Annotated in this window: 16 protein-coding genes; 14 read left to right on the top strand and 2 right to left on the bottom strand. The window is 68.9% G+C overall.

All coding sequences use genetic code 11. The annotated features are described in order from the left end of the window. Positions 1–25: 25 nt before the first annotated feature. The 14 genes from DPV79_RS14805 (at position 26) to DPV79_RS14740 (ending at position 17,576) form a co-directional block, all read left to right on the top strand. Positions 26–949, top strand: coding sequence for a LysR family transcriptional regulator (locus DPV79_RS14805; RefSeq protein WP_048028682.1), 924 nt, complete (start codon positions 26–28; stop codon positions 947–949). 100 nt (positions 950–1,049) lie between these two features. Continuing rightward, positions 1,050–3,152, top strand: coding sequence for an FUSC family protein (locus DPV79_RS14800; protein ID WP_113045736.1), 2,103 nt, complete (start codon positions 1,050–1,052; stop codon positions 3,150–3,152). Next, complete coding sequence (locus DPV79_RS14795) at positions 3,142–3,336, top strand: DUF1656 domain-containing protein (RefSeq protein WP_027792350.1); 195 nt, start codon at positions 3,142–3,144, stop codon at positions 3,334–3,336. Before DPV79_RS14800 ends, DPV79_RS14795 begins: the two co-directional genes overlap by 11 nt. A gap of 24 nt (positions 3,337–3,360) precedes the next feature. Continuing rightward, a complete protein-coding gene (locus DPV79_RS14790; protein WP_048028680.1) occupies positions 3,361–4,275 on the top strand; it encodes an HlyD family secretion protein in 915 nt (304 codons plus the stop codon). An 11-nt stretch (positions 4,276–4,286) separates the two neighbouring features. After that, positions 4,287–5,762 (top strand): efflux transporter outer membrane subunit, encoded by a 1,476-nt coding sequence (locus tag DPV79_RS14785; RefSeq protein ID WP_060322710.1) that lies wholly within the window; start codon positions 4,287–4,289, stop codon positions 5,760–5,762. A gap of 57 nt (positions 5,763–5,819) precedes the next feature. Then, on the top strand, positions 5,820–6,260 hold the full coding sequence (locus tag DPV79_RS14780) for a hypothetical protein (protein ID WP_113045735.1): 441 nt from the start codon (positions 5,820–5,822) through the stop codon (positions 6,258–6,260). A gap of 52 nt (positions 6,261–6,312) precedes the next feature. Then, positions 6,313–7,062 carry a 4'-phosphopantetheinyl transferase family protein gene (locus DPV79_RS14775; protein WP_113045734.1) on the top strand — a complete coding sequence of 250 codons (750 nt, stop codon included), beginning with the start codon at positions 6,313–6,315 and terminating at the stop codon, positions 7,060–7,062. 274 nt (positions 7,063–7,336) lie between these two features. After that, the gene (locus DPV79_RS14770) at positions 7,337–8,497 is read left to right on the top strand and encodes an efflux RND transporter periplasmic adaptor subunit (protein WP_113045733.1); all 1,161 of its coding nucleotides are present in this window, start codon (positions 7,337–7,339) and stop codon (positions 8,495–8,497) included. Between the two features lie 20 nt (positions 8,498–8,517). After that, positions 8,518–11,661, top strand: coding sequence for a multidrug efflux RND transporter permease subunit (locus tag DPV79_RS14765; RefSeq protein ID WP_113045732.1), 3,144 nt, complete (start codon positions 8,518–8,520; stop codon positions 11,659–11,661). Between the two features lie 4 nt (positions 11,662–11,665). After that, on the top strand, positions 11,666–13,108 hold the full coding sequence (locus DPV79_RS14760; protein ID WP_113045759.1) for an efflux transporter outer membrane subunit: 1,443 nt from the start codon (positions 11,666–11,668) through the stop codon (positions 13,106–13,108). Between the two features lie 113 nt (positions 13,109–13,221). Further along, the gene (locus tag DPV79_RS14755) at positions 13,222–13,911 is read left to right on the top strand and encodes a response regulator (RefSeq protein ID WP_113045731.1); all 690 of its coding nucleotides are present in this window, start codon (positions 13,222–13,224) and stop codon (positions 13,909–13,911) included. Further along, on the top strand, positions 13,908–14,174 hold the full coding sequence (locus tag DPV79_RS14750) for a hypothetical protein (RefSeq protein ID WP_113045730.1): 267 nt from the start codon (positions 13,908–13,910) through the stop codon (positions 14,172–14,174). Before DPV79_RS14755 ends, DPV79_RS14750 begins: the two co-directional genes overlap by 4 nt. Positions 14,175–14,662: 488 nt before the next feature. Further along, on the top strand, positions 14,663–16,513 hold the full coding sequence (locus DPV79_RS14745; protein WP_060377079.1) for an amidohydrolase: 1,851 nt from the start codon (positions 14,663–14,665) through the stop codon (positions 16,511–16,513). A gap of 73 nt (positions 16,514–16,586) precedes the next feature. Beyond that, the gene (locus DPV79_RS14740; protein ID WP_113045729.1) at positions 16,587–17,576 is read left to right on the top strand and encodes a patatin-like phospholipase family protein; all 990 of its coding nucleotides are present in this window, start codon (positions 16,587–16,589) and stop codon (positions 17,574–17,576) included. A gap of 184 nt (positions 17,577–17,760) precedes the next feature. Here DPV79_RS14740 and DPV79_RS14735 read toward each other — a convergent pair whose 3' ends face one another. Continuing rightward, the gene (locus DPV79_RS14735; RefSeq protein WP_113045728.1) at positions 17,761–18,915 is read right to left on the bottom strand and encodes an AraC family transcriptional regulator; all 1,155 of its coding nucleotides are present in this window, start codon (positions 18,913–18,915) and stop codon (positions 17,761–17,763) included. Continuing rightward, positions 18,915–20,549: an AMP-binding protein gene (locus DPV79_RS14730; protein WP_113045727.1), complete on the bottom strand. Its 1,635-nt coding sequence runs from the start codon at positions 20,547–20,549 to the stop codon at positions 18,915–18,917. Before DPV79_RS14730 ends, DPV79_RS14735 begins: the two co-directional genes overlap by 1 nt. Between the last annotated feature and the right edge of the window lie 221 nt (positions 20,550–20,770).

The following is a 20,770-nucleotide window of genomic DNA, read 5'->3' as shown; positions in this document are numbered from 1 at the left end:
TGCACGCGATGAAACGGAGAAGCCGATGGCACCCGACCTGAACCTGCTGATTTCGCTCGATGCGCTGCTCGAAGAGGGCAGCGTCGTCGGCGCCGCACGCCGCATGAACCTCAGCCCGCCCGCGATGAGCCGCACGCTCGCGCGCATCCGCGAAACGGTCGGCGACCCGATCTTCGTGCAGGCCGGCCGCAAGATGGTGCCGACGCCGCGTGCGCTCGAACTGCGCGGCGTCGTCCGCGAAACCGTGGAGCGCGCATCGCAGTTGCTCGCGCCGTCCGCGGAAATCGATCTCGGCACGCTCGACAAGCAGTTCAACGTGCGTGCGAACGACGTCTTCGTCGGCCTGCACAGCAGCCGGCTGCTCGAGGAGATGGCGCGCGGGATGCCGCGCGCGATGCTGCGCTTCATGCCCGAGGAAGACGACATCGACGACGACGCATTGCGCAGCGGCCGCATCGACCTCTTCATCAGCGCGTCGCGCCGCCTGGGGCCGGAGATTCGCGTGCAGCCGCTGTTCACGACGACCTTCGTCGGCCTCGCGCGCCACGACCACCCGATCTTCGACGACGACATCACGCCCGAGCGCTTCGCGCGCTGGCCACATATCGGCGTGTCGCGGCGCGGCAAGTCGGCGGGGCCGATCGACGACGCGCTCGCCGCGCGCGGGCTCGCGCGCCACGTGGTGCTCGTCGTGCCGACGCCGTATGCGGCGATCTTCGCGCTGCAGGCGTCGGACCTGATCCTGCCGCTGCCCGAGCATCTCGCGCGCGGCGCGGTGCGGGCCGGGCTCGGCGTGCGCACGTTCGAACTGCCCGTGCCGCTCGAAACCGTGCTGATCACGCAGGCGTGGCATCCGCGCTTCCAGAGCGACCCCGCGCACCAGTGGTTGCGGCGTGTCGTGCGCGGGCTGTGCACCGGCCAGCCGGCGCTGCGTGCGGCGCATGCATGACGGATGCGTCGCACGCACTCGTCGAGTGCAAAGACGTCACTGTTCGGCATGCATGGCGCGACCGTAGACTGGTTTCGTCCTTTCTCATGGAGCGTGTGCAGTGCATGAAGCAGCAGATCAGACGCGCGCCGTCGCGGCGCCGCCCCGCCGCCTGACTCGCGCGGCCGCGGCGCTGATCGCGCGCATCGACATCTTCACGCCGCGCGGCGCGTATGTCGCGCGCTCGGTCATCGCCGCCGCGCTCGCGCTCGGCGTCGCGTACCTGCTCGAACTGGAAACCCCGTATTCGGCCGCGTCGACGGTGCTGCTCGTGATCAATCCCGTCCAGGGCGCGGTGATCGGCAAGGGCGTGTGGCGCGTGGTCGGCACGATCGCGGGGATGGTCGTCGCGTTCGTGCTGATGGGCTGCTTCGCGCAGCAGCCGCTGCTGTTCATCCTCGGCTTCGCGTTCTGGCTCGGCGTCTGCGTCGCGGGCATGACGCTGCTGCGGCACTTCCGCGCGTCGGGCACCGTCGTGGCCGGCTACACGATCGGCCTCGCGACCTACGGCGCGATGCAGCATCCCGAGCTGACCTTCGAGCACGTGATCGGGCGCGGCTCGACGGTCGCGATCGGCGTGCTGTGCCTGAGCCTCGTGTCGATGCTGCTCGGCACGCGCGACGTGCACGCGAAGCTCGACGCGCTGGTGACGCGCATCACCGCCGACGTCGCGCGGATCATCGCCGCGCAGCGCAACGGCCTCGCGGCGGCACCGGCCGACGACAAGCGGCACGCGCTGTTCGCCGGCATCTACGGCATCGACGATCTGCTCGCGCTCGGCAAGGCCGAATCGGAGGATCTCGCGCAACGCGCGGCCGCCGTGCGGCACGGGATGGCATCGCTGTTCGGCGCACTCGTGGGCGGCATGCCGCCGCTGCCGGCCGACAGCCCCGGCGCGCGCGCGGTCGCATCGCTGCAGCCGCGTCTCGCGGCCGCGTGGCAGGCCGCCGCCGACGCATTGGGCGACGGCCCCGGCGGCGCGACGCACGCGCGTGCGCTGCTCGGCGATGCGCGCGAACGCCTGCGCGACGCGCTCGACGGCATCGCGCTCGGCGATCCGCGCGACGAGGCGGCGTTGCTGATCGCCGGCGAGCGGCTGATCGAGCAGATCGACGACTACCGCGCGGCGCTCGACGGGCTCGTCGAACTGCAGCGCCCGCGCCCGGGCTACCGGCCCGCGCGGGTGCGCTTTCACCGCGACACCGGCGCGGCCCTGCGCAACGGCGTGCGCGCCGCGTGCGCGATCGTGATCTCGGGCGCATTCTGGCTCGCGACCGGCTGGAACCAGGGCGACATGATGCTGCTCGTGGTCGCGCCGTACTGCGCGCTGCTCGCGACCGCCGGCAACCCGGCCGCCGGCGCGCAGGCGTTCATCAAGGGCACGGTGCTCGCCGTGCCGGCCGCGTTCGTGTGCGCGTTCGGCATCCTGCCGCGCATCGAAGGCTTTCCGCTGCTCGTCGTCGCGCTCGCGCTGTTCTGGATGCCCGGCATCTACGCGACGAGCGTGCCGAAGACCTCGCTCGCGGGGCTCGCCTATCTCGTCGCGTTCAACACGCTGACCGGCGCGACCAATCCGTTCCGCCCCGACGTCGAGCTGTTCCTGAACCAGTCGGTCGCGTGGGTGCTCGCCACGTTCCTCACGCTGCTCACGTTCCGGTTGATCCTGCCGGGCAACCTGGCCACCGACGCCACGCGGCTGCGCCGCACGATCCGCGACGACACGCTCGCGCTCGTGGCCGGCCGGCGCGTCACGGCGGCGGGCTGGCAGCAGCGCCAGCAGCACCGCATCGCGCAGCTCGGCGCGCTGCTCGCGGGCCAGCCGGCCGCGATGACGCAGGCGAGCATCGAGGCGCTCGCGGCGCTGCACGTCGGCAAGGAGCTGCTGCGGATCCGCCGCGGCGCCGCGCGCGACGGCCTGCCCGACCCCGCGCGGCGATGCGTGCGTGCGGGGCTCGCGGGCCTCGCGCGGCACGCGGCCGCCCCGCCGCGCGCGGCCCGGCATGCACGGCGCGCCGCGCACGCGCTGGCCGGCCTCGCCGCCGCGCAGCCGGGCAACACCGAACTGAAGTGGCTGATGGCCGCGTTCGCCGACGTCCACGTGCTGCTGCACACGTACGCCGCCTATTTCACCGCCGTTCCGGAGCGCGCCCGCGATGCTCAGTGAATTCCCGCTGGCCGGTATCTACCTGCCGCCCTTTTTCGTCTATGCGTGCGCGACCGTGCCGCTCTACCTGGCCGTGCGCGCGCTGCTCGCGCGGCTCGGCGTGCTGCGCCGCGTGTGGCATCCGGCGCTGTTCGAGTTCGCGATTTCGCTCGTGCTGGTCGCCACGCTGATCCTCTATTTCTAGCCTCCCGTCGGAACGTATCGCGTCATGTCGCTCAAACCCCTCACCCGCTCCCTGCTGACGCTCGCCACCGTGGCCGTGGCGATCGTGCTGGTCGCCGCCCTCTGGCACGCATACGTCCTCGCGCCGTGGACGCGCGATGCGCGTGTCAGCGCGCACGTCGTGCGGATCGCGCCCGAAGTGTCGGGCACCGTCGTCGAAGTCGCGGTGGTCGACAACCAGCGCGTCGCGAAAGGCGACGTGCTGTACCGGATCGATCCGCAGCGCTTCGCGCTGGCGGTGGAACAGGCCGAGGCGCAGGTCGCCGCGACCGCCGAGTCGATGCGCCAGAAGCGCGACGAAGCGCAGCGGCGCACCGGCCTCGACGATCTCGTGCCGCGGGAGGACATCCAGCGCTCGAGCCGCGCGGTGGCGATCGCGCAGGCCGAGTACCGCAAGGCGCTGGCCGCGCTCGATGTCGCGAAGCTCGACCTCGAACGCACGACGCTGCGCTCGCCGGTCGACGGTTACGTGACGCAGCTGCGCCTGCGCCACGGCGACTACGCGGTCGAAGGCAAGCCCGGCATCTCGGTACTCGACGCGCACAGCTTCTGGATCACCGGCTATTTCGAGGAGACCAAGCTGCGCCGCGTCGCGACGGGCGCACCCGCGACGATCCGGCTGATGGGCTTCGATCCGCTGCTGAGCGGGCACGTGACGAGCATCGGCCGCGGCATCGCCGACGAAAACGGCACGCTCGACGAACTCGGCCTGCCGGCCGTCAACCCGACCTTCAGCTGGGTGCGGCTCGCGCAGCGCATTCCGGTGCGCATCGAGATCGACCGGGTGCCGGCCGGCGTGCTGCTGGCGGCCGGCATGACGTGCAGCGTCGAAGTCGGCGAACGCGGGCGCGAGCGCACGCCGCGCGGCCGGCTCGCGTCGTGGCTGCACGCGTGGATGTGACGGAGGCGACGATGCGATGCCCGTTCCCTCCGGTGCGCGCGACGTGCCGCGTACGCACCTTCGTCGCGGCCTGCGCGTGCGCGCTCGCCGCATGCACGACGGTCGGCCCCGATTACGTGGCGCCGCAGCCCGCGCATCCGCCCGGCTGGATCGCGCCGCGCGACACGGTGACGGCCGACCCCGCGCAGTTGCAGGACTGGTGGCGCGCGTTCGGCGATGCGCAGCTCGATGCGCTGGTCGAGCAGGCGATCGCGCACAACCAGGATCTCGCGATCGCGCGCCAGCGCTTGCTGCAGGCGCGCGCCGAACGCGACCAGATCGCGAGCCGCCTCGGCCCGACCGTCACCGCAGGCGGGAACGCCGATGCGCTGCGCTCGTCGCGGGCGCTCGAATGGCCGCCCGGGATCGGCCAGTCGCGCACCTACCGGCTCGGCTTCGATGCGTCGTGGGAACTCGACCTGTTCGGCGGCACGCGACGCGCGGTCGAATCCGCCGATGCGCAGATCGACGCGCTCGACGACGATCGCCACGCGATCCTCGTGAGCCTGCTGGCCGAGCTTGCATCCGATTACGCGGAACTGCGCGCGACCCAGGAGCGGCTGCGGATCGCAACGGACAACGTCGCGAGCCTCGACGCCACGCGGCAGCTGACCGAGCGCTCGAACCGGCGCGGCCTCGGCACGTCGTTCGCGGTCGCGCAGGCGCGTGCCGAACTGCAGCTCGCGCAGGCGGCGGTGCCGCCGCTGCAGCAGGACGTCGCGCGGCTCGCCCACGCGATCGGCGTGCTCGTCGGCGGTTTTCCGGAAACGCTGCGCGACACGCTGAGCGCACCCGGCGCGACCCTGCCGGTCGCGCCCGCGCTGCCCGTCACGCTGCCGTCGGACGTGATCCGCGAGCGCCCCGACATTCGCGCCGCCGAACGGCGGCTGGCCGCCGCGACCGCGCAGATCGGCGTCGCGCGCGCCGAGCAGTTTCCGCATTTCGCGATTCCGCTGAGCCTCGGCACGACGGCGAGCCTCGTGCAGGACCTGTTCTCGGGCGCGAGCGTCGCATGGTCGGTCGCGCTCGACGGCACGCAGACGCTGTACGACGGCGGCCGCGCGAAAGCCGGCGTCGATGCCGCGCGCGCGGCCGCCGAGGCCGCCCGGCTCGCATACGAGCAGCGCATCCGCCGCGCGTTTCGCGATGTCGAGGACGCGCTGGCGGCGATCGGCGCCGCGCGCGACCAGCAAGCCATGCTCGCCGCGGCGGTCGACAGCAGCCAGGACGCGCAGTCGCGCGCGACGCGGCTGTATCGCAACGGCCTCGGCGAATACCTGTCGGTGCTCACGGCGCAGCGCGCGACGTACCGCGCCCGCGATGCGCTTGCGCTCAGCCGGCTCGCCCAGGTGCAGGGCGCGATCGCGCTCTACAAGTCGCTCGGCGTCGGCTGGCGCGATGCGCCGCCGGTCGCGCAGGCCGGCGCGGCGCAAGCGAGCGCACATTGAATGCCCACGCACGGCCACCCGACGCTTCGGCGTCGCTCATCCAACGGAGAACCCTCGATGTCCGCTCTCAATCCGAATGATTTCGCGCTGCACGACATCCATCTCTTTCCGGTCTGCGTGTTTCGCCCCGAACACGCGACACCGGGCTACGCGCCGCGCTGGGAAGGCGAGATCGACACGCTGATGCGCCACGGCGAGCCGTTCGTGATCGTCTACGTCGAACTCGATAACGACGAGAGCCACGACGACCGCAAGCACCGCGCGGTCTGGCTCAAGCAGAACAAGGTCGAGCTGGGCGCCGTCTGCAAGGCGCTCGTCAGCGTCGAACCCGATCCCGACCGGCGCGCGGAAGTGGCCGCGCAGGGCGAGGTCGCCGTCAAGGCATTCGGGATTCCGCATCACGCGGTGGCGTCGTTCGGGCAGGCCGTCTCGCTTGCCGCCCGGCTCACGCGGCAGCATTCGGGCAACGACGCGCTGCAAACCGGACAACAGGCATGACGGGGCCGGCACGCCGGGCCACGTCGAATCCGCCACCAACACGGGGGCCCGCATGCGCTATCCCGCCCTGACGATCACCGGCTCGCACACGCTGGCGTCATGTCCGTCGCGGCTCCCCGATCCGGGCGAGATCCTGTTGTGGCGACTGCGCGGCGAATGGCAGCTCGTCACCAGCGAGCAAGGCCATCTCTGCCTGTCGAAGACGGAACTGCGGCGTGCCAGGATGCATCCGAACCGCGCGCACGGCCGCCGCTTCGCGATCGGCCGGTCGGCGCTGCGCGCGATCCTGGGGACGCTGGCCGGCCGCGCCGCCGACGAACTCACGCTGATCGAGCGCGAGGCCGACCATATCGCGATCGCGGGCTGCGACTCGCTGGACGGGCTCGACGTCGTGGTCGGCCACGCCGGCATCTGGATCGTGATCGCGATCGCCCGTGGCCCGATCGGGCTGGGCATGGCGCAAGCCGGCACGCCCGCCGGTCCGGCATCGCGCGACCAGCTTCGGCTGGACAGCCTCTCGAACGCATGCGGAAGCGGCCACGGCGCGACGCTCGCGTCGCTGGCGCCGTTTGCGGGGCCGTTCCGCGAGGTCGATACGCCGCATGCGGGCCGCTGGCGCCTGCTCGACATCCCGCTCCCCGGCCTGGCCTGCGCGGCCACCGTTGCCGCGCGCCAGATGGACAAGATCCATGCGGTGGGCTGGCGCGGCGAACGCAAGGACTGGCTGGCCGACCGCGATCGCCACCTGCGGGCGGCGGCGGCGTGCGGCGCAGCGGCCTGCGTCGCGGTCGAGACTGGATAAACCGGCGCAGCAATCCTCGCGGCGCATGCTTGCGCGACGGCCGCCGTCGGCATCGATGATGGGATGCCGTTCATGGGAACGCGCGAAGGTTCCCGGTTATGGGAGCACGCGCTCCGGATGCAAAGCACCGCCACCGCCGCCGCATCGCCATTCCGCGATTCTTTCGCCTCCTCCATCAAACCTCCATCTTTCCGCACAAAAAACTCCATCGGGCATACGCACACTGCGAACCGAAAATGCGGGCCATCGGGTGCCTGCGTCCCATGGAGTCCACATGAAGAATCAGAAACGAGCCTGCTACGGCGCCGTGTGCGCGCTGGTGGCGGCGATGCTGACGGGCTGCGGGCCCTCCGAACAGCAGGCCGCCGCGCCGGCCATCCCGGTGGCGGCGATGACCGTAACCGCCGCGCCCCTCGACGTGAGCGAAGACCTGCCGGGCCGCGTCGCGGCCGTGCGGATCGCCGAAATCCGGCCGCAGGTCAGCGGCATCGTCCAGCGACGGCTGTTCGAACAGGGCACCGAGGTCCGCGCAGGCCAGCCGCTGTTCCAGATCAACCCGGCGCCGTTCAAGGCCGACATGGATACAGCAGCGGCGGCGCTGCAACGCGCAGAAGCCGCGCTTGCACGAGCCAGGGTGCAGACCACGCGGCTGAAGCCGCTGGTCGAAGCCGACGCGATCAGCCGGCAGGTCTACGACGACTCGGTGTCGCAACGCGACCAGGCCGCCGCCGACGTCGCGCAGGCCCGCGCGACGCTCGCACGACGCCAGCTCGACCTCAAGTTCGCAACCGTCGAAGCGCCGATCACGGGCCGCATCGACCAGGCCCTCGTGACCGAGGGTGCGCTCGTCGCGAGCAGCGACAGCCAACCGATGGCACGCATCCAGCAGATCGACCAGGTCTACGTGGACGTGCGCCAGCCGGCCGCGTCGCTCGAATCGCTGCGCGGCGCGCTCGCGGCGCAGACGCAAGCGTCGAACAGCAACAGCCTGCCAATCGATGTGCTGCGCGAAGACGACACGCGCTACGACGTGCGCGGCCGCATGCTGTTCTCGGGCGTCAACGTCGATCCGGGCACCGGCGACGTGCTGCTGCGCGTGCTGGTCGACAACCCGAAACGCGAGCTGCTGCCGGGCATGTACGTCCGCGCCCGCGTACCGCGCGCGCACTATGCCAACGCGCTGATGGTGCCGCAACAAGCGGTCGTCCGCGCCGGCGGCAAGCCGCAGGTATGGGTGCTCGACGCGAAGGGCACCGCGCATCTGAAGGCCGTCGAAGTCGGCGAGCTGACGAACCGCAGCTACCGCATCAAGTCGGGCCTGCAGGCCGGCCAGAAGGTCGTCGTCGAAGGGATGGAACGCCTGGTCGACGGCGCGCCGGCCGCCGCGACCGACTGGAAGTCGCCTGACGCGGCGACCACCGCGTCCGCGCACTGAGCCACGAGGAGCCTCCAGTCATGGCTGAATTCTTTATCCGCCGCCCGGTGTTTGCGTGGGTGATCGCGCTCTTCATCATCCTCGCGGGGCTGATCGCGATCCCGCAACTGCCGGTCGCGCGCTATCCGTCGGTCGCACCGCCGTCCGTCACGATCACCGCGAACTACCCGGGCGCCACGCCGCAGACGATGAACGACGGCGTGCTGAGCCTTATCGAGCGCGAGCTGTCCGGCGTCAAGAACCTGCTGTACTTCGAATCGTCGGCCGATACGTCCGGTCAGGCGCAGATCACCGTGACGTTCAAGCCCGGCACCGATCCGGCGCTGGCGCAGGTCGACGTGCAGAACAAGATCAAGTCGGTCGAGCCGCGCCTGCCCGCGGCCGTGCGCCAGAACGGGCTGATCGTCGAATCCGCGTCGTCGGGCTTCCTGATGATCGTCAGCCTGCGCTCCGACAACGGCCGCTTCGACGAAGGCGCGCTCGCCGACTACATGGCGCGCAGCGTGTCCGAGGAGCTGCGGCGTATCGACGGCGTCGGCCGTGTGCTGCAGTTCGGCTCCGAACGCGCGATGCGCATCTGGGTCGATCCGCAGAAGCTGATCAATTTCGGGCTGTCGATGAGCGACCTGACGACCGCGATCGGCCAGCAGAACGTGCAGATCGCGCCGGGCAGCCTCGGTGCGCTGCCCGCATTGAAGGGCCAGCGCGTGACCGTGCCGCTCACCGCGCAGGGCCAGCTCACGACGCCGGAAGAGTTCGCGAAGGTCGTGCTGCGCGCGAACGTGGACGGCTCGAAGGTCGTGCTCGGCGACGTCGCACGCGTCGAACTCGGTTCGCAAAACTACACGTTCGTGAGCCGCGAGAACAACAAGCCCGCCACCCTCGCCGGCGTGCAGCTCGCACCGGGCGCCAACGCGGTGAAGACCGCGGAAGCGATCCGTGCACGCATGGCCGAACTGAGCAAGTCGATGCCGTCGGGCATGACCTACTCGATCCCGCTCGACACGTCGCCGTTCGTGAAGATCTCGATCGAGAAGGTGCTGCATACGCTGCTCGAAGCGATGGTGCTCGTGTTCCTCGTGATGTACCTGTTCCTGCAGAACGTGCGCTACACGCTGATCCCGGCCATCGTCGCGCCGGTCGCCATGCTCGGCACGTTCGCGGTGATGCTGCTGACGGGATTCTCGATCAACGTGCTGACGATGTTCGGCATGGTGCTCGCGATCGGCATCATCGTCGACGATGCGATCGTCGTCGTCGAGAACGTCGAACGCCTGATGGCGGAGGAAGGCCTGTCGCCGAAGGACGCGACGTCGAAGGCGATGAAGGAGATCACCGGTGCGATCATCGGCGTCACGCTGGTGCTGACCGCGGTGTTCCTGCCGATGGCGATGGCGAGCGGCTCGGTCGGCGTGATCTACAAGCAGTTCACGATGTCGATGGCCGTGTCGATCCTGTTCTCGGCGCTGCTCGCGCTGACGCTCACGCCGGCCCTGTGCGCAACGATGCTCAAGCCGGTCGAGCCGGGCCACCACGAGAAACGCGGCTTCTTCGGCTGGTTCAACCGCCGCTTCGATCGCCTGACGAAATGGTACGAGACGCGCGTCGGCCGCCTGGTCGGCCGCACGGGTCGCGTGATGCTCGTGTTCGTCGCGATCTCGGGCGCGCTGGTGTTCGGCTTCCGCGGCCTGCCGTCGTCGTTCCTGCCGGACGAGGACCAGGGCTACTTCATCACCAGCTTTCTGATGCCGGCGGACTCCACTGCCGAGCGTACGCATGACGTCGTCAAAACGCTGGAGAAGCATCTTGCCTCGCGTCCGGCAATCCGGTCGAGCATTTCCGTGATCGGCTACGGCTTCTCGGGCCAGGGCCCGAACGCTGCGATCAACTGGTCCGTCATGAAAGACTGGAAGGACCGCGGTGACGCATCGACGCTCGAAGAAGGCATGCGGGCCCAGCAGGCGATGGCCGGGGTCACCGAAGGCGCGGTGATGAGCCTGCTGCCGCCGGCGATCGATGAACTCGGCAACAGTTCGGGCTTCGCGATGCGCCTGGAAGACCGCGCCAACCAGGGCACGGCGGCGCTCAAGGCGGCTGAAGCGAAGCTGCTCGAACTCGCCGCGCAAAGCAAGGTCGTGACCGGTGTGTATCCGGACAGCCTGCCGGCCGGCACGAGCATCCGGCTCGAGATCGACCGCGCGAAGGCGCAGGCGCTCGGCGTCTCGTTCACGACGATCAGCGACACGTTGTCGACCGCGATGGGTTCGACCTACGTGAACGACTTTCCGAACGCGGGCCGCATGCAGCAGGTGATCATCCAGGCCGACGCGCCGGCGCGCATGCAGATCGACAAGGTGATGAAGCTGTACATGCGCAACGCGGCCGGCGGCATGGTGCCGCTGTCCGAAGTGGTTCGCCCGGTATGGACCGAGACCCCACTGCAGATGGTGCGCTTCAAGGGTTATCCGTCCGCGCGTATCTCGGGTATGGCCGCCCCCGGCCAGTCGAGCGGTGCCGCGATGGCCGAGATGGAGCGTCTGGCCGCGCAACTGCCCCCGGGCTTCGCGGTCGAGTGGACCGGCCAGTCGCTGCAGGAACGCCAGTCGGCGTCGGAAGCGCCGATGCTGATGGTGCTGTCGATGATCGTCGTGTTCCTCGTGCTCGCCGCGCTGTACGAAAGCTGGTCGATCCCGCTGTCGGTGATGCTGGTGGTGCCGCTCGGCCTGATCGGCGCGATCGGCGCGGTCCTGCTGCGCGGCTTGCCGAACGACGTGTTCTTCAAGGTCGGGATGATCACCGTGATCGGCCTGTCTGCCAAGAACGCGATCCTGATCGTCGAGTTCGCGAAGCAATTGCGCGAGGAAGGCAAGGGGCTCGTCGAAGCGGCCGTGCAGGCATCGAAGCTGCGCCTGCGCCCGATCCTGATGACCTCGCTCGCGTTCGGCCTCGGCGTGGTGCCGCTGATGATCGCGACCGGCGCCAGCGCCGAGACGCAGCACGCGATCGGCACCGGCGTGTTCGGCGGCATGGTGACCGCCACCGTGCTGGCCATTTTCTTCGTTCCGGTTTTCTACGTGTTCGTGATGAGCATCCAGGAACGCCTCTCGGCATGGCGCGCATCCGGCAAGAAGCCCGCCACCGTGACTCACGAACATGAAGGTTGACGCCATGCGATCGCTCATTCTTTCCGCCGCGGTTTCCGCCGCCCTCGCGCTGTCGGCATGCTCGATGGCCCCGAAGCTGGTCAAGCCCGCGATGCCGGTGCCGACCGCCTACACGACCGCTGCCGCGGCCGACCAGCACGCGAACGCGGCCGATCTCGGCTGGCGCACGATGTTCGGCGACCGCCGCCTGCAGCGCCTGATCGAGCTCGCGCTCGACAACAACCGCGACCTGCGCCTGGCCGCGCTGAACGTGCAGGCCGCCGAAGCGCAGTACGGCATCCAGCGTTCCGCGCGCCTGCCGTCGATCGGCGCCGGCGCGAGCTTCACGCGCCAGCGCACGCCGGCCGACTCGCAATCGAACCCGCCGATCTTCGAGACGACGCAGAACCAGTACGGCGTGAACGTCGGCGTCAGCGCGTTCGAGATCGACCTGTTCGGCCGCGTGAAGTCGCTGTCCGATGCGGCGTTCGCGCGCTACCTCGCGACCGACCACGGTCGCCGCGCGGTGCAGATCGCGCTCGTCGGCTCCGTGGCCAACGCGTATTTCGCCGAGCGTCTCGCGCAGGAACAGCGCGCGTTGTCCGAACGCACGCTGAACGACTGGCGCCAGTCGCTCGACCTCGCGCGCCGGCTCAAGCTCGCGGATCAGGCGAGCGGTGTCGACATCGCGCAGGCCGAAGGCCAGGTCGCGAGCGCCAGCGCCGATCTCGAAGCGCGCTCGCGCGCCGTCGAGCAGGCAGGCAACGCGCTGCGGCTGCTGGTCGGCACCGACCTGCCGAAGAACCTGCCCGACCCGCTGTCGCTGGAACGCCAGCCGGTGATGACGCAACTGCCGGCCGGCCTGCCGTCGGAATTGCTGTACCGCCGGCCAGACATCCAGCAGGCCGAGCAGAACCTCGTCGCCGCCAACGCCGACATCGGCGCGGCGCGCGCGGCGTTCTTCCCGCGCCTGTCGCTGACGTCGTCCATCGGTTTCCTGAGCCCGGGGCTGGGCAGCCTGTTCGCCGGCGGCCAGAACGTGTGGAGCTTCGCGCCGCAGGTCACGTTGCCGATCTTCCAGGGCGGCCGGCTGCGTTCCGAACTGAATCTCGCGGAAGTGCGCAAGTCCAGCGCGGTCGTCGAATACGAACGCGCGATCCAGACCGCGTTCCGCGAAGTGGCCGACGGCCTCGCCGGGCGCGAGACGTTCACCCGCCAGATCGATGCGCAAAACCGCGTCGTCAAGACCGCCGAGCGCCGTACCGATCTCGTGAACCTGCGCTATCGCGCCGGCATCGAGGATCGGCTGGAACTGCTCGACTCGCAGCGCCAGCTGTATGCCGCGCGTCAGGCGCTGCTGGATCTGCGCAACGCCGAACTGGGCAACGCGGTCGCGCTCTACAAGGCGCTCGGTGGCGGCCTGGTCGACACCGATGTGCCTCCCGCCAACAACGTGGCGAACAACTGAGCAACGCGTCGTCGCCGATCCGTTCGCGACGACCGCACGCACGATGAAGTCCGGCGGCGCACGTGCCGCGCCGCCGGCCCGCCTGCAGGTCACGTTCACTTTCAGTGATACCGATGAACCCTCTGATACTCATTGCCGAAGACGATCCGGAGATCGCCGACATACTCGACGCCTACCTGGCTCACGACGGCTTTCGCACCTATCGCGTCGGTCACGGCCAGGCCGTGCTCGACGTGCAGCGCGTGCTGAAACCCGACCTGATCCTGCTCGACGTAAAGATGCCGAACAAGGACGGCTGGGAAGTCCTGGTCGAACTGCGACGCCGCGGCGACACGCCGATCGTCATCATCACGGCGCTCGACCGCGAAATCGATCGCTTGCAGGGCCTGCGCTTCGGCGCGGACGACTACATCACGAAGCCGTTCAATCCGGCCGAGGTGGTCGCGCGCATCCGGGCGATCCTGCGCCGTCTGGAAACCGCCGCCGCGGGACGCTTCATCAAGGTCGGCAACCTCGAAATCGATACGCAAAGCTATCTGACCACGGTCCGCACGGACAGCGGGGAAACCAGCATCGCGCTGACGCTGACCGAATTCCGGCTGCTCGCCCATCTGGCCGGATCGCCGAACCGCGTGTTCACGCGCAGCGAACTGATCGACGCGTGCCTCGCCGACGTCGATGCGCTGGAACGCACCGTCGACAGCCATATCAGCCGGTTGCGCAAGAAGCTCGAAAGCGCGGGCGCGTCCGGGATGCCGGAAGTGATGCGCGGCGTCGGCTACCGGCTGCGCAGCAGCCAGTGAACCCGCATCATCGATCGCGGCTGCGCGCTGCGCGGATCGTCGGCCTCCTGACGGTCACGGTCGTGCTGACGATCGCGACCGGCTGGTTCGTCGTCTACGGCCTGATCCTCGTCGTTTCGTCTCCCGCGACCGACCACCCGATCGCCGTCGTGATCCGCGAGACGCCGGACTATCTGGTGCTCGCGGCGCTGCTGCTCGCGGGACTGGTTCGGGCGCTCGTCGATCTCGCCGGACTGGTGCGAGGCACCCGGACCTCGCGGTAGCGGTGCTCGACCGGTCTGATCGGGCCGTCGATCGCTTGCCGGATGCGTTCACGCATCCGTCATGAATCGCCTTTCACGACGGATTGACTCACGTCACTTTCCTCCGGATTCCGGGCTTGCACCGGCTCCATGCAGCGCATATACATTGGATTGCGCTCGGACGCTTCACCCGATTCGCACCGTCGCATCGATTCGGCATCCGTATCATTCCGCCGCATCGTTTCATGAAGCGAGCCTCATGATTCCCGTATCACGTTGTTCGACGCATTATCCCGCGCGGCGCTTTGATTTCCGAAACGATCCGCGGCGGATATTGAAGGCGACGGCATACCGCGATCCGCGCGAAACCGATGCGCACGCAAGCATCGGCTTCGCAACTGCCTGTGCATCACGATTCACGGATTCCGTGTACGACCTCGCCGGTCGACCTGATGTTCCTTTTTAAAACAATCGCGATCAATGCAATAAAAACTGAAAAGGATCGGACCATGTTCCATCGAAACCAGCTCGGATGTGCATGCTGCAGCCCGCATTTGCTCGCAGGCGCTCTCGGCCAGAGCGAGAGCGAATGGCAGGACCTGCTCAAGGAATTGAGCCAGCTCGAAGCGCCTGGCGCGCCCGAGGCCGTCATCTTTCACGGCGGGCTGATCTACCCGGACCCGGAGGATTGCAACACGCGTGTCGAAGCGCTCGGTATCGCCGAACACAAGGTCATCGCCACGGGTACGCTCGACGAGGTGCGCCGGCGCATGCGCGACAGCTATCCCCGGGCGCGCGAGCAGACGCTCGAACCGGGCCATGCGTTGCTGCCCGGCTTGATCGAACCACACGCGCATCTGCTGCCCAGCGCCGTGTTCCTCACTCAGCCGTGGCACGACCTGTCCCCGTTCGTCGAACAGAAACTGAATCCGGCCTACAGTGCCAAGACCATCGCGGACAAGCTCAAGGCATTGGTCGACGATGCGCAGCCCAATGGAAAAAATGGCGAAAAGTGGGTGTGCGGCAGCGGCGTCGACCCGTCGCTGATGCTCGAGTGGGTGGATATCGACCGCGAATGGCTGGACAAGATCAGCACGGACACATGCCTGTTCCTGATCAATGCCTCCGGGCATCTCGGCTATGCGAACGGCGCCGCGTTGAAGGCCGCCGGCCTCGAGGCCAGTTTCCCCAAGGGCGTGCTGACCGAATCGCAGGTCACGCTGATGACGAACACCGTCCCGCGCCCGACGCCGATCGCGTTGCTGTCCGCCTTGCGGAAGGTGATGTCGAATGCGAACGAGCGCGGCATCACCACCCTGTTCGACGCCGGCGTGGGGATGGGGCTGGGGTTCTATGAAGTGGTCCTGTTGCAGGCGCTGGCGAGCACGCCGTGGATGACGGTGCGCATGGGTGGCGCCCTGTTCGGCAACAACGACCTCTGGCCGCTGTGGCTCAACCAGTTCAAGCCGCAACTGGACAGCGCGCCCGAATCGCTGTTCACCATCCGCGCGATGAAGCTGATCGCCGATGGTTCCAACCAGGGCCTGACCGGCCTGCAAAGCGCGCCGTACAAGTGCTGCGCCGAGCACAGTGTGCCCGGCGTCGGGCCGAACGGCCTGTTCAATTTCACGCCGATCGATTCGCTCGCGCAGATCATGCAGCAGGTCGATGCGGCGGGCTGGCCGATCCTGGTCCATGCGAACGGCGACGAGGGGATCGCCAACGTGCTGGCCGCCTACCAGTTGGTGCTGAGCAAGGTTCCCGAGCCCGCTTCGCCCGCTCCCGCGCCGGTTGCGCAAGCGGAACCGTTGCGCCACCGGCTCGAACATGCGTCGCTGCTCGACGACGACGATCTGCGCACCATGAAGCGGCTGGGCATCTCGCCCAGCTTCCTGATCGGCCACGTGGGCTACTGGGGGCGCGCGTTCCGGAACACCATTCTCGGCGAAGACCGCGCGCAGAAGCTCGATCGATGCAAGTCGGCACTGCGCGAGGGCCTGCGCGTCAGCCTGCACAGCGATCACTTCGTCTCGCCGCTGGGGCCGTTGCGCTATATGGACCAGGCAATGTGGCGGGCGATGGAGGCCGACCCGGAGCTCGCGGTACTCAACGCGGCCGAATGCCTGAGCGCGCCCGAGGCGCTGCGCGCGGTGACCATCGACGCGGCGTGGCAATGCCACCTCGACGATCAGGTCGGTTCGCTGAAGGAGGGAAAACAGGCCGACCTCGTGATTCTGCAGCGCGATCCGCTGCAGGTCCAATCCGGCACCCCCTATCAACTGCGCGAGATCGTCGTGCAGGAGACATGGGTCAGCGGGCGCAAGGTTCACGACGCCACCCGGCGCGCGGAACGCCAGTAGGCGGTCACGTGATGTGCGCGGCCCGATGCGAAGCGGCACGAGCATCACTCTCACCCGAACCAGGAGAAACACGATGACCTTCAGGATTCTCAGTTGCGACGGCGGCGGCATTCGCGGGTTGATCACCGCCCTGCTCATCCAGGACCTCGACAAGCGAAGCGGGATCATCGCGAAAGCGGACGGCTTCGCCGGCACGTCCACGGGCGGCCTGATCGCCCTGGGGCTCGCGCGTGGCGCGCCCATTGCGGAGATCGTCGACATCTACCGCACGCAGGGCGCGGCGATCTTCAAGAAAAACGGCGCGTGGCTGGAACAGCAGCAAGCGCTCGAGCAGGGCACCGTGCAGGCCGGGCCGGGCCTGCGCGCGTGCGAGTATGTCAACACCGGGGTTCAGCAGATCGCGAACAAGCTGCTCGGTACTGCCAGGCTGACCGACGTGTCCCGCTTCGTCGCGATCAACTCGGCGCGCCTGTGGGAGCCGTCCACGAAAAGCTGGACGCCCTGCACGTTCTCCAACGGCGCCAGGAACCCGTACCGGGACATCCGCCTGTCCGATGCCGCGCTTGCGACGTCGGCCGCGCCGGCCTATTTCCCGCCGTACGAAATCGCCGGCCTCGGCTACTTCGCCGACGGCGGCGTGTTCGCGAACAACCCGTCGGTGGCCGCCATTGCCGAAGCGCTGGGCAACGGGCTCGTGGGCAGCCTGAACGACGTGCGCCTGCTGTCGCTCGGCACCGGAACGAGCCCGCTAGGCATTCCACCCGATGCGGTCGGCAATCCGTTGAACTGGGGCGTTTCGACGTGGCTGTGGCCGTTCGCGAGCGGGAACGTTCCGGCCGCGGCGTTGCTCGGGCTGACGATGGACACCACGGCGGCGATCGCCGCGATCCAGGTCGAGCAGATCCTGGGCAGCGGCTATCAGCGCGGCAATTTCCTGCTCGGACAACCGATCGGCCTGGACGAGTGGAAGAAAGTGCCGGAGATGGAGCAGGAAACCCGCGCGTACATGAATTCCGCCGCGTGGCGGCGCGTGTGCGAATGGGTGGAGACCCACTGGCGCTGATCGCGCGTCGATTACCGGCCGTCGCCTGCGACCGGCGACGGCCGGCATCGCTGCTGCCCGGGCGGCCCGACGCGTGCATGACCGCATCCCGCGCCAGCGTCAGCCGCGTGCGGCCGGACCGGGCGACCGCAAGCGCGTGCACCGGGAGCCGGTCATGCGCAACCGGCCGCGCTGAAACCACACGCTACGCGCGCCGCCGGTAAGTGCCCGGCGTGCTCCCCGTCCAGTGCCGGAACGCGCGATGGAACGCGCTCGGATCGTCGAAGCCGATGTCGGCGCCGATCGCCGCGATCGTGTCGGGCGTGTCGGTCAGCCGCTGGATCGCGATGTCGCGCCGCAGTTCGTCCTTGAGCACCTGGAACGTCGTCCCTTCGGCGGCCAGGTGGCGGCTCAACGTGCGCACCGAGCAATGCAGGTGCTCGGCCGCCTGGTCGATCACCGGCAGGTCGGGCAACGCGGCCGACAGGTACTGCCGCACGCGATGGCACACGAGCTGTTCGCTGAACGATTCGAAGATCCAGTCGCCGGGTGCGCGCGCGAGGAACTTGCGCAGGTTGCGCTTGCTCTGCCGGATCGGCGCGTCGAGATAGTCCGCGCTGAAGCGCATCAGCGTGCGCTCGCAGTCGAACGCCACGGAGCCGGTAAAGAAATACAGATGGTCGACCGCATGGCGCGGCCGCGGGCACGCGAACTCGATCTGCAGCAGCGGGATCTTCTGCCCGATCAGCCAGGAGCACACGCCGTGCACGAGCTTGAGCATCAGCTCCTGGCCGAGCGCGCCGATCGGGCCGATCGCGTCGTTCGGGCGCAGCAGCACCTGCGCGACGAGGCCGTCGCGCTTCGATTCGACGAAGAAATCGTCGAGCAGGATATGGAAGAATTGCCCGAAACGATGCTGCGCCGTTTCGAGGTTGCGCGCGTCGAGCAGGCTCAGGCACAGGTATTTCAGCGTGCCGCCGCGCAGCGGGCGCGAGAAGATGCCGGGCATCTCGTCGTCGAGGTCGATCGCGAGCGTGCGGTACAGCGTCGAGAACTGCTCCTCCGTCACGCGCGCATGCGGTTCGCCGAGCAGCTCGATCGGGATGCCGGCCCCGCGCAGGTAGCGCTCGACCACGTCGCGCTGCACGCCCGCGCTCGCGAGGAAGCCGTTGACGAGCGAGATCGGCACCGTCGCGCTCGGCGAAGGCAGCGCCCGCCCGGGCCCGGGCTGGGCGGAAAGTGCATCTGAACCGGTCATCGCGTCCCCGTCGGTCGAACCGCTCGCATTGTACTTGAGCGGCCCGCGCGGGGCCTTCCGGGCCCGGGGCACGCCGGGCCTTGCGCGGCGCGCCGACGCCATCAGTCGGTGCGGCTGAGTTCCCGACGCAGGATCTTGCCGACGGTCGACTTCGGCAGGCGGTCGACGAAGCGGATCAGCTTCGGCACCTTGTAGGCCGCGAGGCTCGCGCGGCAATGCGCGACGAGTTGTTCCTCCGAGACGTACGCATCCTGCGCCAGCACGACGAACAGCTTGACGGCCTCGCCCGTGCGCGCGTCCGGCACGCCGATGCACGCGCATTCGGCAACGCCCGGCATGGCGGTCGCGACGGCTTCCACCTCGTTCGGGTACACGTTGAAGCCCGACACGATGATCATGTCCTTCTTGCGGTCGACGATCCGCAGGAAACCGGCTTCGTCGAACACGCCGACGTCACCCGTGCGGAAATAGCCGTCGGTCGTGAACGCGGCCGCATTCGCGTCCGGTTTCTGCCAGTAGCCGCTCATCACCTGCGGCCCCTTCACGCAGATTTCGCCGGCTTCGCCGATCGCGACTTCGCGATCCTGGTCGTCGAGCAGCTTCACGTCGGTCGACGGCAGCGGCAGGCCCGTGGTGCCCGTGAACGTGTCGATCGACTGCGGGTTGAACGACACGACCGGCGACGTTTCCGACAGCCCGTAACCTTCGCGAATGAAGTTGCCCGTCACCGCCTTCCAGCGCGACGAGATCACGTCGATCACGGCCGCGCCGCCGCCGGCCGACAGCTTCAGCCGCGACCAGTCGACTTCCGTCAGGCGCGGATGGCCGGCGAGCCCCGCATACAGCGTGTTCACGCCGACGAATACCGTCGGCCGCGCGGCCTTCAGCACGTCGATGAAGCCGTCCATGTCGCGCGGGTTCGCGACCAGCCAGTTCTGCGCGCCGATCGCGAAGTAGGACAGGAAGTTCACCGTCAGCGCGAAGATGTGATACATCGGGATCGCCGTGACGACGACCTCCTCGCCCGGCTCGCGCGCGGCCGGCACGATCGCGCCGAACTGCGCGATGTTCGCGACGAGGTTGCGGTGCGACAGCGCGGCCCCCTTCGACAGGCCGGTCGTGCCGCCCGTGTACTGCAGCAGCAGCAGGTCCGCGCCGCCGAGCGGCACCGGCTCGAACGCGAGCGATTCGCCGGCGACGATGGCGTCCGCGAGCGGGATCGAACCGGGCGGCAGCGCGTCGCATGCCCCGGCCGGCGCATCGACGACGCCGAGATCGCCGCGCCCGACGCTCAGCACGGTACGCACGCGCGTGCCGCCGACCACCTCGGCGAACGTGCCCATCGACCCGCCGCACACCAGGGCGACTTCGACGCCCGCGTCGTTGAGCTGATGCTCGAGCTCGCGCGCCGTGTAGAGCGGGTTCACGTTGACCTGGATCGCGCCGATCTTCGCGACCGCGACAAACGCGACCGGAAACGCGAGCACGTTGGGCAGCATCACGGCCACGCGATCGCCCTTGCGCACGCCCACGACCTGCTGCAGATAAGCGGCCAGCGCCGTCGACAGGCGGTCGACGTCGGCATAGCTGAGCGTGCGACCGTACGAATGGAACGCCGGACGATCGGCGAAACGGTGCATCGCGTCGTCCAGCAGCGCGCTTACGGAAGGATGGCGATCGGGATCGATCTCGGCGGGGATCGAGCCATACGACCCGGTCCAGTGTCTGTTCGTCATGTCTCACTCCACGGGGGACGGCGCGCCGGCCGCGCGCCGTTCGCGCGACGGCCTGCACGCCAGAAGCGCGGGCCGTCGCCTGACCGGCGACTATCGCCCGCGCGGCGCGCTTTGAAAATGATCCGGGCGGCCGAAAAGATGATCGAAACGGACACGCGGGCGGGTGCGCTTGTCCAGACAACTTCGCCGGCCGGCGCGGGAAACCGCTTATTCCGCGGCAC

It is taken from the genome of Burkholderia reimsis, from assembly GCF_003294055.1.
In the GTDB taxonomy this organism is placed as follows: domain Bacteria; phylum Pseudomonadota; class Gammaproteobacteria; order Burkholderiales; family Burkholderiaceae; genus Burkholderia; species Burkholderia cepacia.
The sequence above is the reverse complement of the archived record's forward strand: the minus strand, read 5'-3'. Positions and strand labels throughout refer to the sequence as shown.

What these genes read in the sequence shown, in the direction of transcription:
- DPV79_RS14755 (WP_113045731.1), top strand. Translation starts at nt 13,222, where the DNA reads ATGAACCCTCTGATACTCATTGCCGAAGACGATCCGGAGATCGCCGAC.
- DPV79_RS14790 (WP_048028680.1), top strand. Translation starts at nt 3,361, where the DNA reads ATGTCGCTCAAACCCCTCACCCGCTCCCTGCTGACGCTCGCCACCGTG.
- DPV79_RS14795 (WP_027792350.1), top strand. Translation starts at nt 3,142, where the DNA reads ATGCTCAGTGAATTCCCGCTGGCCGGTATCTACCTGCCGCCCTTTTTC.
- DPV79_RS14780 (WP_113045735.1), top strand. Translation starts at nt 5,820, where the DNA reads ATGTCCGCTCTCAATCCGAATGATTTCGCGCTGCACGACATCCATCTC.
- DPV79_RS14775 (WP_113045734.1), top strand. Translation starts at nt 6,313, where the DNA reads ATGCGCTATCCCGCCCTGACGATCACCGGCTCGCACACGCTGGCGTCA.
- DPV79_RS14740 (WP_113045729.1), top strand. Translation starts at nt 16,587, where the DNA reads ATGACCTTCAGGATTCTCAGTTGCGACGGCGGCGGCATTCGCGGGTTG.
- DPV79_RS14745 (WP_060377079.1), top strand. Translation starts at nt 14,663, where the DNA reads ATGTTCCATCGAAACCAGCTCGGATGTGCATGCTGCAGCCCGCATTTG.
- DPV79_RS14805 (WP_048028682.1), top strand. Translation starts at nt 26, where the DNA reads ATGGCACCCGACCTGAACCTGCTGATTTCGCTCGATGCGCTGCTCGAA.
- DPV79_RS14785 (WP_060322710.1), top strand. Translation starts at nt 4,287, where the DNA reads ATGCGATGCCCGTTCCCTCCGGTGCGCGCGACGTGCCGCGTACGCACC.
- DPV79_RS14760 (WP_113045759.1), top strand. Translation starts at nt 11,666, where the DNA reads ATGCGATCGCTCATTCTTTCCGCCGCGGTTTCCGCCGCCCTCGCGCTG.
- DPV79_RS14735 (WP_113045728.1), bottom strand. Translation starts at nt 18,915, where the DNA reads ATGGCGTCGGCGCGCCGCGCAAGGCCCGGCGTGCCCCGGGCCCGGAAG.
- DPV79_RS14770 (WP_113045733.1), top strand. Translation starts at nt 7,337, where the DNA reads ATGAAGAATCAGAAACGAGCCTGCTACGGCGCCGTGTGCGCGCTGGTG.
- DPV79_RS14765 (WP_113045732.1), top strand. Translation starts at nt 8,518, where the DNA reads ATGGCTGAATTCTTTATCCGCCGCCCGGTGTTTGCGTGGGTGATCGCG.
- DPV79_RS14730 (WP_113045727.1), bottom strand. Translation starts at nt 20,549, where the DNA reads ATGACGAACAGACACTGGACCGGGTCGTATGGCTCGATCCCCGCCGAG.